At 68.0% G+C, this 15,654-nt stretch carries 13 protein-coding genes and 2 tRNA genes; 4 read left to right on the top strand and 11 right to left on the bottom strand.

Going from position 1 to position 15,654, the window contains the following annotated elements:
- Positions 1-3: 3 nt before the first annotated feature.
- Entirely contained in the window at positions 4-1,509 is a 1,506-nt protein-coding gene (gene tig, locus QRN63_RS05845; protein ID WP_267319300.1) for a trigger factor, read from the bottom strand.
- Positions 1,510-1,548: 39 nt separating this feature from the next.
- Positions 1,549-1,625, bottom strand: a tRNA-Pro gene (locus QRN63_RS05840).
- 122 nt (positions 1,626-1,747) lie between these two features.
- Between QRN63_RS05840 and QRN63_RS05835 the strand changes: the two genes are divergently transcribed.
- Positions 1,748-1,821, top strand: a tRNA-Gly gene (locus tag QRN63_RS05835).
- 371 nt (positions 1,822-2,192) lie between these two features.
- Positions 2,193-3,404 (top strand): alkane 1-monooxygenase, encoded by a 1,212-nt coding sequence (locus QRN63_RS05830; RefSeq protein ID WP_285029912.1) that lies wholly within the window; start codon positions 2,193-2,195, stop codon positions 3,402-3,404.
- Here QRN63_RS05830 and QRN63_RS05825 read toward each other — a convergent pair.
- From QRN63_RS05825 to QRN63_RS05805, 5 genes are all read right to left on the bottom strand, one after another.
- Positions 3,401-3,808, bottom strand: a complete 408-nt coding sequence (locus QRN63_RS05825; RefSeq protein WP_285029911.1) for a DUF2628 domain-containing protein — start codon at positions 3,806-3,808, stop codon at positions 3,401-3,403. The genes QRN63_RS05830 and QRN63_RS05825 overlap by 4 nt on opposite strands.
- A 57-nt stretch (positions 3,809-3,865) precedes the next feature.
- Entirely contained in the window at positions 3,866-4,423 is a 558-nt protein-coding gene (locus QRN63_RS05820) for a hypothetical protein (protein WP_267319303.1), read from the bottom strand.
- Positions 4,424-4,600: 177 nt separating this feature from the next.
- The gene (locus tag QRN63_RS05815) at positions 4,601-5,236 is read right to left on the bottom strand and encodes an NUDIX hydrolase (protein WP_267319304.1); all 636 of its coding nucleotides are present in this window, start codon (positions 5,234-5,236) and stop codon (positions 4,601-4,603) included.
- A complete protein-coding gene (locus QRN63_RS05810) occupies positions 5,229-6,767 on the bottom strand; it encodes a nicotinate phosphoribosyltransferase (RefSeq protein WP_285029909.1) in 1,539 nt (512 codons plus the stop codon). The genes QRN63_RS05815 and QRN63_RS05810 overlap by 8 nt, the downstream gene beginning before the upstream one ends.
- A 12-nt stretch (positions 6,768-6,779) precedes the next feature.
- Entirely contained in the window at positions 6,780-7,631 is an 852-nt protein-coding gene (locus QRN63_RS05805) for a phosphoribosyltransferase family protein (protein WP_285029908.1), read from the bottom strand.
- A gap of 74 nt (positions 7,632-7,705) precedes the next feature.
- Between QRN63_RS05805 and QRN63_RS05800 the strand changes: the two genes are divergently transcribed.
- Positions 7,706-8,560 carry a DUF1542 domain-containing protein gene (locus QRN63_RS05800; RefSeq protein WP_267319307.1) on the top strand — a complete coding sequence of 285 codons (855 nt, stop codon included), beginning with the start codon at positions 7,706-7,708 and terminating at the stop codon, positions 8,558-8,560.
- Between the two features lie 12 nt (positions 8,561-8,572).
- On the opposite strand, the gene QRN63_RS05795 is transcribed toward QRN63_RS05800, so the two are convergent.
- The 4 genes from QRN63_RS05795 to QRN63_RS05780 form a co-directional block, all read right to left on the bottom strand.
- Complete coding sequence (locus QRN63_RS05795) at positions 8,573-9,367, bottom strand: Fpg/Nei family DNA glycosylase (protein WP_285029906.1); 795 nt, start codon at positions 9,365-9,367, stop codon at positions 8,573-8,575.
- Between the two features lie 15 nt (positions 9,368-9,382).
- Positions 9,383-9,862: a ribose-5-phosphate isomerase gene (locus tag QRN63_RS05790; protein WP_267319309.1), complete on the bottom strand. Its 480-nt coding sequence runs from the start codon at positions 9,860-9,862 to the stop codon at positions 9,383-9,385.
- Positions 9,863-9,934: 72 nt separating this feature from the next.
- Positions 9,935-12,136 carry an LpqN/LpqT family lipoprotein gene (locus QRN63_RS05785; protein ID WP_285029903.1) on the bottom strand — a complete coding sequence of 734 codons (2,202 nt, stop codon included), beginning with the start codon at positions 12,134-12,136 and terminating at the stop codon, positions 9,935-9,937.
- Positions 12,137-12,329: 193 nt separating this feature from the next.
- Positions 12,330-12,950 (bottom strand): mycothiol-dependent nitroreductase Rv2466c family protein, encoded by a 621-nt coding sequence (locus QRN63_RS05780; protein WP_267319310.1) that lies wholly within the window; start codon positions 12,948-12,950, stop codon positions 12,330-12,332.
- 102 nt (positions 12,951-13,052) lie between these two features.
- Here QRN63_RS05780 and pepN point away from each other — a divergent pair, with 102 nt between their 5' ends.
- A complete protein-coding gene (gene pepN, locus QRN63_RS05775) occupies positions 13,053-15,629 on the top strand; it encodes an aminopeptidase N (protein WP_285029902.1) in 2,577 nt (858 codons plus the stop codon).
- The last annotated feature ends 25 nt before the right edge of the window (positions 15,630-15,654 follow it).

The raw sequence follows: 15,654 nt of genomic DNA, 5'->3' as shown, positions 1-15,654 counted from the left end.
GACTCAGTCCTCGTCCTTCGATTCCTTGGCGGCCTTCTTGGCCTTCTTTTCCTTCGCCGGCTTCTCGTCCTTGGCCTCGTCCTTGGCCTTCTTCGCCTTGGCGGGCTTCTCGTCCTCGGTCGGAGCTTCGTCCGCGGCGGGAGCCTCGGCCTCGGCCTCGTCGGCGACGTCGGCCTCCGCGGCGTCGCCGGCCGGACCGAAGAACTCCGCGGTGTCGACGGTGTTGCCGTCGGTGTCGGTGACGGTCGCACCGGAGACCACAGCGGCGATGGTCATGCCGCGACGGATGTCGGCGAACATGGACGGCAGCTGGTTGTTCTGCTGCAGGATCTGGATCAGCTGCTGCGGCTCGATGCCGTACTGGCGGGCCATCAGGGCGATGCGCTCCATCAGGTCGCCCTGGCCGACCTTGACGTCCAGCTCGTCGGCGATGGCGTCCATCAGCAGCTGGGTCTTGACGGCCTTCTCGGCGTTGGTGCGGGTGTCCGCATCGAACTCCTCGCGGCTGCTGCCCTGCTCCTTGAGCTGCTCCTCGAACTTGGCCTCGTCGTGGTCGAGTCCGTGGATCGCGTTGTGGACGGTCTCGTCGACGGTCGCCTGCACGATGGCCTCGGGCAGCGGCACCTCGATCTGCTCCAGCAGGGTCTCCACGGCCTTGTCGCGGATCTGCTCGGCCTGGCCGATCTGCTTCACCCGGCGAACCTGGGCGACCAGGCTCTCCTTGAGCTCATCGATGGTGTCGAACTCACTGGCCAGCTGGGCGAAGTCGTCGTCCGGCTCCGGCAGCTCGCGCTCCTTGACCGACTTGAGGGTGACGGTGACCTGGGCTTCCTTGCCGGCGTGCTCACCGGCGGCCAGCGTGGTCGGGAATTCCTTGGACTCGCCGGCCTTCAGGCCGATGATGGCCTCGTCGAGGCCCTCGATCAGCTGCCCGGAACCGATCTGGTGCGACAGGCCCTCGGTCTTGGCCTCCGGCACGTCCTCACCGTCGACGGTGGCCGACAGGTCGATCGAGACGAAGTCGCCGTCGGCGGCCGCGCGCTCGACACCGGTCAGCGTGCCGAAGCGGGCGCGCAGGTTCTGCAACTCGGCGTCGACCTCGTCGTCGTTGATGACGATCGGGTCGACGGTGATGTTGATGGCCTTCAGATCCGGCAGGCTGATCTCCGGACGGACGTCGACCTCGGCGGTGAAGACGAGCTCGTCATTGTCCTCGAGCTTGGTGATGTCGATCTCGGGCTGGCCCAGCGGCTTGACGTCCTGCGTGGTGACGGCCTCGCCGTATTTGGCCGGGATGGCGCTGTTGACGACCTGCTCCAGCACCGCGCCGCGGCCGACGCGCGCCTCGAGCAGCTTGGCCGGGGCCTTGCCGGGACGGAAGCCGGGCAGACGGACCTGCTTGGCCAGCTCCTTGTAGGCCTGGTCGAAATCGGGTTGAAGCTCGGTGAAGGGCACCTCCACGTTGATGCGAACCCGGGTGGGGCTCAACTGCTCCACGGTGCTCTTCACAGCGTTACTCCTTGTTTTTTGATACTTGCCATCAGTCGGTGGTCGGGGTGACAGGATTTGAACCTGCGGCCTTCCGCTCCCAAAGCGGATGCGCTACCAAGCTGCGCTACACCCCGTGCCTCGTCGCGGTCGCATAACCGCGGTCGAGATACTACGTCCTAGACACGCGACACCATCAATTGGATTGGCGGCCGCTGTCCCGGTACTGTCTGCCGGTACTGTGATCGCAGCAGTGCACGCGGGCGTAGCTCAATGGTAGAGCCCTAGTCTTCCAAACTAGCTACGCGGGTTCGATTCCCGTCGCCCGCTCCACAGGACCGGCCTGACCAGGCCGGTCCTTTTGTTTTGGGACCCGCTTTCTGCCGCCATGTCCGTCACCCGGGCCGCGATGCGCAACCAAGGCCCAACAGCGCCGCGTCTCCCGGAAAATGAATTTGCTCGAACGGCTCTCGAAATTTATTGACCGAGTGGCCAATAATTGGCGTTCACCGAGCCGGGATTTCGCGCCGGATTCTGGGAGTTTCCTGACAATTCGATGCAAATTGCCGCAATGCGCAAATATATGTGGTGGCCCGCCGATATGTGCAGTTCAAACCATACTTCTGCGTACGATTCCGGGAACACTGGCAAACGATTTTGCCAACCGAGTCGAGACTCGGCGAAGACGGCGGTATAAATGCCCGATGACCGCGTCGCTCATCCCTTCGTACCGCCGCACCAGGCGGCCCGTCGACGTGGGCTCAGAGGTTGCTGAGGGCACGTGGCGCGACCCCAAGCGATACCTGTGGCTGCTGGTTCCGTCCGCCCCCGGAGCCGTGACGCTGTCGTGGCTCCTGGTGTGGACCACCGGTCTCCACTTCTTCTGGTGGACCGCCCTCTTCGTGATCCTGGTGGCAGGGCCCGCCGCCGATCACCTGCTGGGGCGGGAGAAGGGCGATCGGGCGCCGGACCGCATCCTGGCGGAGCTGCAGCAGGACAAGTACTACCGGTTCGCCACCCACATGTTCCTGCCGACGCAGTACCTCGCGCTGGCTTTCGGCTGTTGGGTGTGGGCCGGCGGCGGCTGGGTCACGTTGACGCTCACCGACAAGCTGGGGCTGATGGTCGCGGTCGGACTGTCCGGCGGCATCGCCAACAACGCGGCCCACGAACTGGGGCACCGGCGCGACCGCGCCGAACGGTGGCTCAGCAAGCTGGCGCTCGCCCAGAGTTGGTACGGCCAGTTCTACGTCGAACACAACCGCGGGCACCACGTCCGCGTCGCGACACCGGAGGACCCGGCAAGCGCCCGGTTCGGCGAGAGCGTGTACGGCTTCGTCGTGCGCTCGGTCGTCGGCAGCACCCGCTCGGCCTGGCGAATCGAGGCCAAACGCCTTGACCGCCAAGGCCATTCACGCTGGAGCGTGCGCAACGATGTCCTCAACGCGTGGTTGTTGAGCCTCATCCTGTTCACCGGGCTCGCACTGTGGTTCCGGCCCGTGGTCCTGCCGTGGCTGTTCGGCCAGGCGCTCATCGGCATCTTCCTGCTGGAGGCCATGAACTACCTGTCGCACTACGGGCTGCGCCGGCAGAAACTGCCGTCGGGCCGCTACGAGCGACTGCGCGCCACGCACAGCTGGAACAGCAACACCGTCATCATGAACGTGTTCCTGCTGCATCTGCAGCGGCACTCGGACCACCACATGGACCCGTCCCATCGCTACCAGGTGATCCGGCCCGCAGAGGACGCGCCACAGCTGCCGAGCAACTACACCGCGATGCTGGTGCTCAGCCTCGTTCCGGCGTTGTGGCGCCGCGTGATGGATCCGCGCGTCCTCGCCATCTACGACGGCGACGTCAGCCTCACCGCGCTGAGCCCGCGACAGCTGAAGCGCTTGGAGCTCGACGGCAGCTAGCGCTGCCTGCCGTGCCCCTCGAACAGGTTCCAGGACCGGCTGCCCCGCACCACGTGCAGGTAGTACGCGTAATTCGCGGTCGACATGGCGATGGCGGCCAGACCGAACCCGATGGCACGGGCGAGGGAGTCCGACACGTTGAGGACGACGAGTACCAGCTCGACCGCGACGAAGATCCCGAGCAGGGTCAATCCCTTGCGCCACATCCCCTTGACGAAGAAGTAGATGGGCCCGAACAGGAAAGCCAGGATGTTCGAGGTGAGCTTCACCCGCTCCAGGAACGTCAGGGCCTTGTAGGCGGCCTTCGACTCCGGCGTCGAGTTCGGCAGACCGTAGGCGTTGAAGAAGCCGAACCGCTTCTGCCACGACGGGGAGACCGTGATGCTGGGAAGTTGCTGTGACACTTCACCAACATTAACGGCCGTGCAGTTTTGTCTGTCCTCTCGGGTCTCCCCGGTCGCCTAGCCGCTACCCGGAATCGGCCGCGCCACGCCGTTGGTCGTGCGAATGACGTTGAACTGCGGCGGATTCGCCGGGGCGGGGGCTTCCGAACTCGCCGGTGCGGTCGCGGTCGCGGTCGGTGACGCGGCGGGCGGGGACGCGGGTGCCGGTGCGCTGGCCGGCGGCGTGTACTGCCTGGCGGGCGGCGGCGTGTAGGTCGTCGGAGCCTGAGTCGCAGCCGTCGAGGGACGGGTCGGCGGAGCCGGAGCCGGGCTGGTGGGCGCGGTCGCCGTGGGTGTGGGGACCGGCGCAGGCGCGGGAGTGGGCGTGGCGGCCGTCGAGGCCGGCGAAGTGGCGGCGGGAGCCGATGTGGTGGAGCTGGTGGGTGCGGCTGGTTGCTCCGGCGCGGGTGGCGGGATTTCAAATCCGGCAAGCGATCCGAGCCCGAGCAGGATCAACAAAATGACGACAGCACCGACCACGACTATCAGCACTTTGCCGGCGTCGGTGCTGAACCATCGCGTCGGTGCCGATGCGGTGTGGGTGTTTGCCACCGGTTCGGTCTCTGCGTCTGCCATAAGTTGCTCTCCTCCCAGCAGGGTGCCGGGAGCGTATCCCGTAAACCAGCAGGTCGCGACTTGTACTGAAACTATTTTTCCAGGTCGCGGCCATGTTCACAGGAACGTAACGCGCGCGCCTCGCGCTGCGCCCACACGTATGCGCCAGCAATTTGCCAGCGTTTACGCAGTCGCCGTTTACCTCGCGACCCGGAACACCGTCACCGGCCGGGTGTGCGCGGGCCGGCTGCCGTCCGCCGCGAACAGTGCCGCCCGCTCCAGCCGGCGCCGCATCGCAGCCAGCGGAATCGGCTCGGCGCCCGCGCCGCCGGACAGGTGGAACAGCAGCTTCGTCAGCTCGCAGACCTCGCCGGCAGTGCACCCGCCGCCGAACATCGCCGCGACGGTCGCAGGATCGGACAACAGTCGCTGCGACACCGTCGCCGCGGTGTCCCTGATCATCGCGTTGTGGCCGAAAGGCAGCGGCGGCACGCCGTCACCCTCGCGCACCACGAGGGCGTCGGCGCCGGGTTGTGCCCGCATCACATTCACGAGCGACACGGTGTGCCCGCGTTCGTCGCGCTGCGGGTCGGACACGACGAGGGCCACCGTCGGCGGTCCGTCGACCGGCTCGGCGCCGGCCCGGTCGCGCAGCGCGCGGTGTGCCGCCGCGGCGACCGTCTCCCCGTTCGCCGCATCGAGCACCACGCCGGGGAGGGCCCAGTCGCCCCGGTGCGGTTCGCGCTGCCGGCGCGCGAGGATGAGCCCCGGGTCCTCGCCGGGGCTCACCGCGAAAACGTCGACGCTCAGCCACGTGGCCAGCGACTCAGCCATGACGGGCGTCCTCCTCGCCGGCGGCATACGCCGCCCAATCACGTCGCACGGTAGCGCGCACCTCCGCGAAGGTCACCGGGTTGACGATGGCGCCGTCGTCGAACACCGTCCGCATGGCGTCCGTTGTCTCGACGACGCCGGCCGCGCCCTGCACCAGTGCCAGGCGCCCGCGCCCGTCGCGGATCACGGCCAGCCGGCCCCGCGCGCTGCGCTTGCCCGGATCGGTGACCGGCGCCTTGGCGATGTCCCGGCCGCGACCGTCGACCTGAACCCAGGTGGCCTTCATCGCGATGGAGAAGGTGTCCCGCGTGACGTACTGGTAGGTGTACGAACCGAATCCCAGTACCGGCGTGGTGGACACATAACCCTGGGCCATCAGGTTGGCGGTGATGGCGTCGGCACGGTCGTGGGTGATCGAGTCGCCGTAGATGACGCCGATGTGCCGATCCAGTTCCCGGTAGCCGGCCGCGTTGACCGTGCCGCCGAACACCTCCCACAGCAGGTTCACCACACCCTTGTGTGCGGGGCTGCCCGCCGGGGCCTGCGGGTCGCCGCACAGGATGCGCTCGGGGTCACCGCTGTCCGGGCGGATCACCACCTTGCCCTCGCGCGCGGTGATGGTGTCTTTCAGCGTGGGCAGGATGCCGGTGCAGACGTGCCACAGGTCCCACGTGTCGCTGACGATCGACACGATGCCGGTCGGATACAGGTCCAGCAAGCGGGCGAAGGTGGCGACTTCGTCGTCCTGGGTGCCGGCGCACATGACGCTGTGCTCGGTGGCGGGCACGCTGCCACCGATGATCGTGCCCTCCGGTGAGCCCGGGTAGTTCCGGTCGATCCAGCCCAGTGCGGGCAGGCAGTCGGTGCCCGTGAACGCCAGCAGGTGCGCAGCCCCTGACGCGGCGGCGGCCGCGCTGCCGGCCATGCCCCGGAAGGAGAAGTCGTGTCCCTGCCAGTCGACCGCGGCCGGGTCGGCACCGGTGTCCCGCGCGCGGGCGTCCAGCAGCGTGCGGTTGCGCCAGGCGGTGGTCGCCGACGTGATGGGCTGCCACAGCGCGGCCGACATCTCGGTCTCGATGTAGTTGGTCAGCCAGAAGAATTCGGGCGCGGTGTTCTCGACGGTCAGGTACGGGACGCCGACCGGGACGATGGTGCCTTCCGGCAGCGCCCGGACCCGCAGCGGCAGTCTGCCGTACGCGTGCAGCTGCCGAATGTGTTCGGCACCAACGTCGTTGGGGCCCAAGACCTGGACGACGCGGTCCACGTAGGCCCGGCACACCTCGTCGACGTCAGCGGCGAAGAAGGTGCTCCACCGCTGGTTCAGGTCCCGCAGGTAGGCCTGCAGGCCGAAGAACGCCGTCCAGCCGACGCCGGGGACACGGCTGCCGCGCGCGGTCAGGTTGGAGTAGACGTACTCGGTGCCGGTGGGGTACTGGCGGCGGTGGTCCAGCTTGTAGGCATCGGTGTCCATCAGGACATCCAGGGCCGCAATGGTTTCCGGCCGATACGTGGTGGTTGCTTCGATGGTCATGACAAAAGTCCTTCAGATCAGATCGGCCAGGGCGCGGACGATGAACGGTTCCAGCGGGTGGACGTGCACGCCGTCGGGCGTGGCACGGGAATCGGTACTGGTGACGGAGGCGTAGGCGGCGAGGTTCTCCCGCCAACGGCCGGTGAAGCACCCGTGACTGACCCACAGATGCAGCGCCAGTTGGGGTTTGCTTGTGCCGATGGCGTCGGCCAGCCCGGCGAAGGTGCCGCCGCCGTCGCAGATGTCGTCGATCACCAGCAGGCGACCACGGTCCGGCAGACCCTCGGGGGCGACGAACCCCGACAGCTTGCCGTCGGCCGGATTGCGTTGCTTCCCAGCGACATACAGTGGCACTCCCAATCGGGACGCCACCTGGCCGGCACGGTGGCGGGCCCCCTTGTCGGGGGCGACGACCCCCACCCAACCCGGGTGGTGCGCAGCGCCGCACGCGACCAGGTCGACGGCCTCGATGACGGTGACGGCCGCTCCCCCGCGCCGGGCCTCGTCGGCCCAGACCGGTGAGTGCGGGTCCACCGTCACGATGTGCGCGACGCCTGTGGCGGCGGCGAGCCGGGCGGCGACGCGGGCGTCGTCGGTCGGATCGTGATCACCGCGGGCCGATGGCAGGTACGGAGCCACCAGCACCGGAGCGCCGGTCGAGCGATTGCGGTGGAAGGCCGCCCACTGCCCCACCGCGGCGTAATCGATTGCGCCACAATGGCTCCAGGCGACCGGGCGCAATCCCGCGCCGAGCGGTTCCAGTTCCCGGACCGCGGTGTCGCCACCGGGATAACTGGTGACGATTCCGGGTGCGGTCGACAGCACACCGCGGCCGGTGTCGAAGACGTGGAATGTCAGGTTCATGACGACGACTGTAATAGATACGGACATGTATGTCCATATCTAGGTCCGCGGCCGGTCATCGGTAAGCTGCCCCCATGGAGTTCGTGCTCATCCTGGTCGTCATCGCGGCCATCGGGTTCTTCCTGTTCAGCAGGCAGAACAAGGCCAACAAGGCTGCCGCGCTCGCCAACGCGAAAGCCGATGCCCGTCGCGTCATCGAGATGCTCGGCGGGCAGGTGTTCAACCTGACCGGCACCGACGACGCCTCGCGCCAGGCCCTGGCCGACGCGTCCGAGCGCTACAACGCCGCGGCGTCACAGATCGAACAGGCCACCACCGCCCAGCAGGCGGCCTTCGCGAAGCAGAGCGCCATGGAAGGGCTGTACTACGTGCGGGCCGCGCGGACCGCCATGGGCATCGACCCCGGCCCTCCGCTGCAGGAGCTGGCCGGCCAGCGCGGCGCCGGCGAGGTCACCGAAGACCGCCGAATCCAGTTCGACGGCAGGCAGATTCAGGCCTCACCGGGTCCTACGGCCGCCACCCCGAACTACTACCCCGGTGGGCGGGTCGCCGGTCGCCCGGTGCCCGCGGGCTGGTACTCCGAGCCGTGGTGGAAGCCGGCACTGGTGGCCGGCGCGTGGGGCGTCGGCTCGGTGCTGTTGTTCGACGCACTGTTCGACGGCATGCACGGAGTCAATTACGGCGCATCGGGTTTCGAGTCCGGATACGGTTCGGGATTCGACCAGGGCTACCAGCAGGGCCTCGATCAGAGCCAGTTCGCCGACTCCGGCCAGGGCCAGGATGTCAGCTGGAACGACAACAACGGTTGGGACGCCGGCAGCGGCGGTTGGGATTCCGGGAGCAGCGACTCGGGTAGCAGCTGCGGTGGCGGCAGCAGCAGCTGTGGCGGCGGTGGTTGCGGTGGCGGATGTGGCGGTGGCGGCGACTAGCCCGTCAGCCCGTCACACCTGACAATCGGGGCACCAGAACAGGTTTCGTCCCTCCATGACCTCGGTGCGGACGGCGGCGCCGCACACGCGGCACGCCTCCCCCGCCCGCCGGTACACATAGGTGCGCGGCCTGTCGGTGGCGTAGGACGGCGCACCGTGGTCGTCTTCGGGACGCACCACGACGATCTTGCCGCGACGCATCCCGACTTTCATGAGTGCGACGAGATCGGTCCACAACTCGGCGAATTCGGCCTCGGTCAGCTGTGTGCCGGGACGGTGCGGATCGATCCGGTGCCGGTACAGCACCTCGCTGCGGTACACGTTGCCGACACCGGCGATCACCGTCTGGTCCATCAGCATCGATCCGATTGACCTGCGGGACTTGCTGATTCGCGCCCAGGCCGATCCGGGGTCGGCGTCGCGGCGCAGCGGGTCGGCACCCAGCCGGGCCACCACATCGTCGACGCCGCCCTCATCGATCAATTCGCACACTGTCGGCCCGCGCAGGTCGGTACCGAATTCCGCCCCGAGCATGCGCATGCGCACCTGCCCGACCGGCGCCGTCATCGGCAGTGGCTGTTCGGTGAATGTGCCGTACAGCCCGAGGTGCACGTGCACCACCGCCCCACCTTCGTAGTGGTGGAACAGGTGCTTGCCCCAGGCGTCGGCCTTACGCAGCACGCGGCCGCTGACGGCGGCCGCGGCGTCGGCGAACCGGCCCTGCGGACTGCTGACGACCACCGGCGCCCGCCCGAAACGCTGCTGGTGCAGACGGGCCAACCGGTGGAGGGTATGCCCCTCCGGCACGAGTCAGACCCGGGATCAGGCGGGAGCGCCCGGAACCTCGGGTGCCACGTGCGTCTTCTCGTACTCGGCCAGGATGTCGATGCGGCGCTGGTGCCGCGCGGCCTGCGACCATTCGGCGGCCAGGAAGGCGTCGACGATGGCGAACGCCTCTTCGGTGCTGTGCATACGGCCACCGATGCCCATCACCTGCGCGTTGTTGTGCTCGCGGGCCAGCTGCGCGGTCTCCACGCTCCACGCCAGTGCACAACGCACGCCCGGCACCTTGTTGGCCGCGATCTGCTCTCCGTTGCCCGACCCGCCGATGACGATGCCCAGGCTGCCCGGGTCGTCGACGGTGCGCTTGGCGGCGTCGATGCAGAATGCCGGATAGTCGTCCTCCGCGTCGTAGGCGAAGGCACCGCAGTCGACGGCCTGGTGGCCGGCCGCGGTCAGATGGTCGAGCAGGGCCTGCTTGAGTTCGTATCCGGCGTGGTCGGCTCCGAGATATACGCGCATGGCGCACATTCTGGCAGAACCGATGCCCTGGACAGAATCAGCCGGCTGAGCCGGCCCGACACACTCGCCGGCTCAGCCGGCCGCGATCTTGGTGTCGCGGTCGATGGCCTCGGTGATCTGCTTGATGATCTCGGCCTGATCGGCGACGCCGTCGATGTTGATCTGCATGACGTAAAGCCCGGTCCCGTCCTGGATGACGACGGTGTTCTGGGTGATGAGCTTGGTCACCCCGTTGGAGTTCCAGGAACCGGCGATCTGGAACGACTTGTGGCCGTCGACAGTCCCCGGCGTGCCGGTGTCGGTCGCGGTGAATCCCGGCAGGTTGTTCAGCTCGCCCGGCGCGAAGTCGAGGATCTTCTGCGCATCGGCGTTCGGGCCGAGGCGCGAGATCAACGCCGTGGCGCTCGGCCGGTAATTGCCGGCACTCGGGCCGTTGTAGACGATCGACTGGTAGGCGAAAGCCGGTGTCTGCGGTCCGGCGTCGGCCCAGCCCGGCGGCATCGGCATCGTCACCACGGGTGCGCCGGGCTCGTTGCGGTGTACCAGCGACTCCTGAATGTTGTTGCTCTTCAGGTAGGTCGCGATGGTCTGGTAGTTACCGGGCGTGCCGACCAGCACCGGCGGCGCGGGCTTGTGCGACGACGACGGCTTGTCCGCGCCGGAGCTCTGGGTGCTGGTTCCCGAGGCGTCCGTGGACCCACCCGAGTCGCCACCGGAATTCCAGAGGACGACGCCGAGCAGCACCACGATGACGGCGGCGATCGAGCCACCGATCACCCAGATCTTGGTCTTGCCGCCCGATGACTGGCCGCGGCCCGGCGGCGTCTTGCCGATGTCGGCCGCGAGTTGCGAGTACGACGGTGGCGGCACGCTGGGCCGGCCCACCCCGGGTGCGGCGTGCGCCGCCGGGTCGGCTGGGATGACCGGCAGCACCACTGTCGGCGAAATCGTCTCGTGGGTCGGCCGGACGGGCCGCTGCGGTGGCCGCGGCGGAGGTGACGGCGGCATCGGCGGTATCGGCTGCCGGTAGGGTGGCGCCGACGGTGACGAATCCGGTTCTGGCCGAAACGGTTTCGGTTCCGGCGGCGGGGCGACCGGACCGCGCTGCGGCACCGGCGGCGGCTCCGAGACCGGCTCGATCGGCGGTGGCGACGGTTGCGGCACCGGCGGCACGGGTGGTTCCGCAGCCGGGGGCTGCGGGACGGGCTCCTGGACGACGGGTTCGGGCTCAGGCTCCGGTGTCGGAGCCGGTTCGGGCTCGGGTGTCGACTCGGCCACCACGGCCGGTGGCACCGGCGGCGGCGTCACCTCCGGCGCGGATGGCGCGGACGGCGCCGACGGCGGCTCGACGACCGCGGCCTCGGGCACCACCGGGGTGACGGTCGGCAGCTTCAGTTCGGCGGTGCGCAGGTTCAGCGTGGGTGACTCGGTGACGAATTCGGCCTGCCGCTCGAAGGCCCGCGCGAATTTGGTGCAGGAGTCGAAGCGGTCCTCGGGCGACTTGCCCATGGCCTTGATCAGCACGTCGTTCAGCGGCTCCAGCCACGGCTTGAGGTCGCTGGCCTTCGGCGGTTGCGCGCTGAGGTGCTGGCTGATCACCGCGATCTGGTTGGTGTCCTGGTACGGCGTCTGCCCGGTGAGCAACCGGTAGGCCGTCGCGGCCAGCGCGTACTGATCGGCGCGGCCGTCGATCTCGCCGCCCATCAGCTGCTCGGGCGCCGAGTAGGAGACGGTGCCGATCGCCAGGTTGGCCGACGTCAGGCCCGTCACCTCACCGATCTGGCGGGCGATGCCGAAGTCGCTCAGCAGGATTCGCCGCTCATCGCTGTCGATGTTGCTGAGCAGGATGTTGGCCGGCTTGATGTCGCGGTGCAGCAGCCCGCGCTGGTGCGCGTAGTCCAGGGCCGAACTCATGGCCTTGACGATGTCGACCACCAACTCGAGCGGCAGCCCGTTCGGGTATTCGTATTTGACCAGCTGCGCGGCGTCGGTGCCGTCGACGTAGTCCATGGTGATCCACAGCCGGCCCTCGAACTCGCCGCGGTCGTGCAGGCCGACGATGTGCGGGTGCCACAGGCCCGCCGCGATGTTGGCTTCGCGCTCGAACCGGATGCGGAATTCGTCGTTGGCGGAGGCGGTCTCCCGGAGCACCTTCATGGCGTCGAGGCGGGGCAGCCTGGGGTGCTGGACGAGGTATACGTCGCCCATTCCCCCTGAGCCCAGCAACCGGCGCACGGTGTACCCGGCGAAGGTTGCGCCCGTCTCCAGCGACATCAGCGCATCCTACTCAAACCCGCACGTCGAAGGACGAAACTGTCCGTCGGCACGTCGCTCCCCACCAGTTGCATCGTTGTGGCTCATGTTTCGGATGTGTCTGGCCACCGTAACGGCGTCAGACGTTCCTTGCGGAACGCCGACGAGATTACCTGGACCGCCCCTGGTGAGCGTGACTAGCGGTTGATTGCGCTCAGTCGAATTCGGGCGCCTCGTCACGCGAGCGCTTGAGCTCCCAGAAGTGCGGGTAGGACGCGAAAATCACGGACGCATCCCACAGCTTGCCGGCCTCTTCGCCGCGCGGAATGCGCGACAGCACCGGGCCGAAGAACGCGACACCGTTGACGTGGATGGTCGGGGTGCCCACATCGGGGCCGACGGCGTCCATACCGGCGTGGTGACTCTTGCGCAGCGCCTCGTCGTACTTGTCGCTGGTGGCCGCTTCCGCAAGCTCGGCGGGCAGGCCGAGTTCTTCCAGGGACTCGGCGATGACCACGGCGAAATCCTTGTTGCCCTGGTTGTGAATCCGGGTGCCCATCGCGGTGTACAGCGGCGCCAGCACCTCAGAACCGACGGCTTCCTCCGCCGCGATGGCGACGCGGACCGGACCCCACGCCTTCTTCATCATTTCCTGGTACTCGTCCGGCAGGTCGCGGCCCTCGTTCAGCACCGCCAGGCTCATGACGTGGAACTGCACGTCGACATCGCGGACCTGCGCGACCTCGAGGATCCAGCGTGAGGTGATCCAGGCCCACGGGCACAGCGGATCGAACCAGAATCCTGCGACATCCTTGCTTACGGCAGAGTCGGCCATTCGTCTTCCTTTTGCGGTTGGAACAGATCCCGTTACCGACAACTATGCCCGGCGTCCCCATGTTCCCGGTCACGGCCACCAGTTGTCCCCTAAGTTGGTGACGTGGCACTTCCGAACCTGACCCGCGACCAGGCCGCCGAGCGCGCCGCGCTGGTGACCGTTGACAACTACCGCATCGATCTCGACCTCACCGACGGCGCCGGCGCGCCGGGCGAGCGCACCTTCCGGTCGGTGACCACGGTGAAGTTCAGCGCCCTGCCCGGCGCCAACACCGTCATCGACATCGCGGCCGACAGCATCCGCGGCGCGACCCTCAACGGGCTGCCCATCGACGTCTCCGCGTACGACGAATCCACGGGCGTGCCGTTGGCCGGGCTCGCCGAGCAGAACGTCGTCGTGGTCGACGCGGACTGCCGCTACTCCAACACCGGTGAGGGACTGCACCGCTTCGTCGACCCGGTCGACGGCGAGGTCTACCTCTACTCACAGTTCGAAACCGCCGACGCCAAGCGGATGTTCGCCTGCTTCGACCAGCCGGACCTCAAGGCCACCTTCGACGTGACGGTGACCGCGCCCGCCCATTGGCAGGTGATCTCCAATGGCGCCACCGTCGCTCAGAAAGATGGCAAGCACACCTTCGCGACCACCCCGAAGATGAGCACGTACCTGGCGGCGCTGATCGCCGGGCCGTACGCCCGCTGGGACGACGTCTACAGCGACGAGCACGGCGACATCCCGCTGGGCATCTTCTGCCGCGCGTCGCTGGCCGAGTTCATGGACGCCGAGCGCCTGTTCACCGAGACCAAGCAGGGATTCTCCTTCTACCACAAGAACTTCGGCACGCCGTACGCGTTCGGCAAGTACGACCAGCTGTTCGTGCCGGAGTTCAACGCGGGCGCCATGGAGAACGCGGGCGCGGTGACGTTCCTGGAGGACTACGTCTTCCGCTCCAAGGTGACGCGCTACTCGTACGAGCGGCGCGCCGAGACCGTGCTGCACGAGATGGCCCACATGTGGTTCGGTGACCTGGTCACCATGCGGTGGTGGGATGACCTGTGGCTCAACGAATCCTTCGCCACCTTCGCCTCGGTGCTGTGCCAGGCCGAGGCCACCGAGTACAAGCAGGCCTGGACCACCTTCGCGAATGTGGAGAAGTCGTGGGCCTACCGGCAGGACCAGCTGCCGTCCACCCATCCGGTGGCCGCCGACATCCCCGACCTGGCCGCCGTCGAGGTGAACTTCGACGGCATCACCTACGCCAAGGGCGCCAGCGTGCTGAAGCAGCTGGTGGCCTACGTCGGGCTGGAGCCGTTCCTGTCGGGCCTGCGCGACTACTTCCGTGATCACGCGTACGGCAACGCGACGTTCGCGGATCTACTTGGCGCGCTGGAGAAGTCGTCGGGCCGTGACCTGTCGGACTGGGGCCAGCAGTGGCTCAAGACCACGGGTCTGAACACGCTGCGGGCCGATTTCGACGTCGACGACACCGGCGCGTTCACGCGGTTCGCCATCGCGCAGAGCGGTGCGGCGCCCGGCGCCGGCGAGACGCGCGTGCACCGGCTCGCGGTCGGTATCTATGACGAAGATGAAGTCGACGGAAAATTGGTCCGGGTCCACCGCGAGGAACTCGACGTCGAAGGCCCGGTGACGGACGTCCCTGCGCTGGTGGGGATTTCGCGCGGCAAGCTGGTTCTGGTCAACGACGACGACCTGACGTACTGCTCGATGCGTCTCGATCCCGCGTCGCTGCAGACGGTGCTGAGCCGGATCGCCGACATCGACGACCCGCTCCCCCGCACCCTGGCGTGGTCGGCGGCGTGGGAGATGACGCGCGAGGCCGAGATGAAGGCACGCGAGTTCGTTGCTCTCGTCATGAGTGGCCTGCACGCCGAGTCCGAGGTGGGTGTCGCCCAGCGGCTGGTGCTGCAGGCACAGACCGCGCTGACCTCCTATGCCGATCCGGCGTGGGCGGCCGAGATCGGTTGGGCCGCTTTCGGTGACGCATTGCTCGACCTGGCGCGGGACTCGTCGCCGGGATCGGACCATCAGCTGGCGTACGTCAACGCGCTGTGCACGTCGGTGCTGGCGCCGAACCACATCGCGGTGCTGTCGACGCTGTTGGACAACGAACCCAGCGCGGTGAACATGACGGGCCTGGTGATCGACACCGATCTGCGCTGGCGCATCGTCACGGCGCTGGCACGTGCCGGCGTCATCGACGCGGACGGTGTGCAGACGCCGTTCATCGACGCCGAGGCCAAGCAGGACCCGACGGCGGCCGGTCAGCGCAATGCCGCCGCCGCAGCCGCCGCGCGCCCGCAGACAGCGGTCAAAGAGGCTGCGTGGCAACAGGTCATCGAGGACGACACACTGGCCAACATCACTACGCGCGCCATCGTCGGCGGGCTGGTGCAGCCCGGTCAGACCGAGCTGCTGGACCCGTTCCGGGACCGCTACTTCGAGGCGATCTCCGGAGTGTGGGAGCGGCGCTCGAGCGAGGTGGCCCAGACGGTCGTCATCGGCCTGTACCCGTCGTGGGACATCAGCCAGGCCGGCCTCGACGCGGCCGACCGGTTCCTGTCCGACCCGGAGATTCCGCCGGCCCTGCGCCGCCTGGTGCTGGAGGGCCGTGCGGGAGTGGAGCGTTCGCTGCGCGCCCGCGCCTTCGACGTGAGCTGACGCGACTGCAGTGGCCGCACCCGGC

This window comes from Mycolicibacterium sp. lyk4-40-TYG-92 (assembly GCF_030209435.1).
Lineage (GTDB): Bacteria > Actinomycetota > Actinomycetes > Mycobacteriales > Mycobacteriaceae > Mycobacterium.
Note: the sequence above shows the minus strand (reverse complement) of the source record. Positions and strands in the feature narration are given on the sequence as shown.

Excerpts from the sequence above, each read along its gene's own strand:
- QRN63_RS05805 (WP_285029908.1), bottom strand. The coding sequence starts at position 7,631 with ATGAACCTGACATTCCACGTCTTCGACACCGGCCGCGGTGTGCTGTCG.
- QRN63_RS05820 (WP_267319303.1), bottom strand. The coding sequence starts at position 4,423 with ATGGCAGACGCAGAGACCGAACCGGTGGCAAACACCCACACCGCATCG.
- QRN63_RS05815 (WP_267319304.1), bottom strand. The coding sequence starts at position 5,236 with ATGGCTGAGTCGCTGGCCACGTGGCTGAGCGTCGACGTTTTCGCGGTG.
- QRN63_RS05810 (WP_285029909.1), bottom strand. The coding sequence starts at position 6,767 with ATGACCATCGAAGCAACCACCACGTATCGGCCGGAAACCATTGCGGCC.
- QRN63_RS05800 (WP_267319307.1), top strand. The coding sequence starts at position 7,706 with ATGGAGTTCGTGCTCATCCTGGTCGTCATCGCGGCCATCGGGTTCTTC.
- QRN63_RS05780 (WP_267319310.1), bottom strand. The coding sequence starts at position 12,950 with ATGGCCGACTCTGCCGTAAGCAAGGATGTCGCAGGATTCTGGTTCGAT.
- QRN63_RS05785 (WP_285029903.1), bottom strand. The coding sequence starts at position 12,136 with ATGTCGCTGGAGACGGGCGCAACCTTCGCCGGGTACACCGTGCGCCGG.
- QRN63_RS05830 (WP_285029912.1), top strand. The coding sequence starts at position 2,193 with ATGACCGCGTCGCTCATCCCTTCGTACCGCCGCACCAGGCGGCCCGTC.
- QRN63_RS05790 (WP_267319309.1), bottom strand. The coding sequence starts at position 9,862 with ATGCGCGTATATCTCGGAGCCGACCACGCCGGATACGAACTCAAGCAG.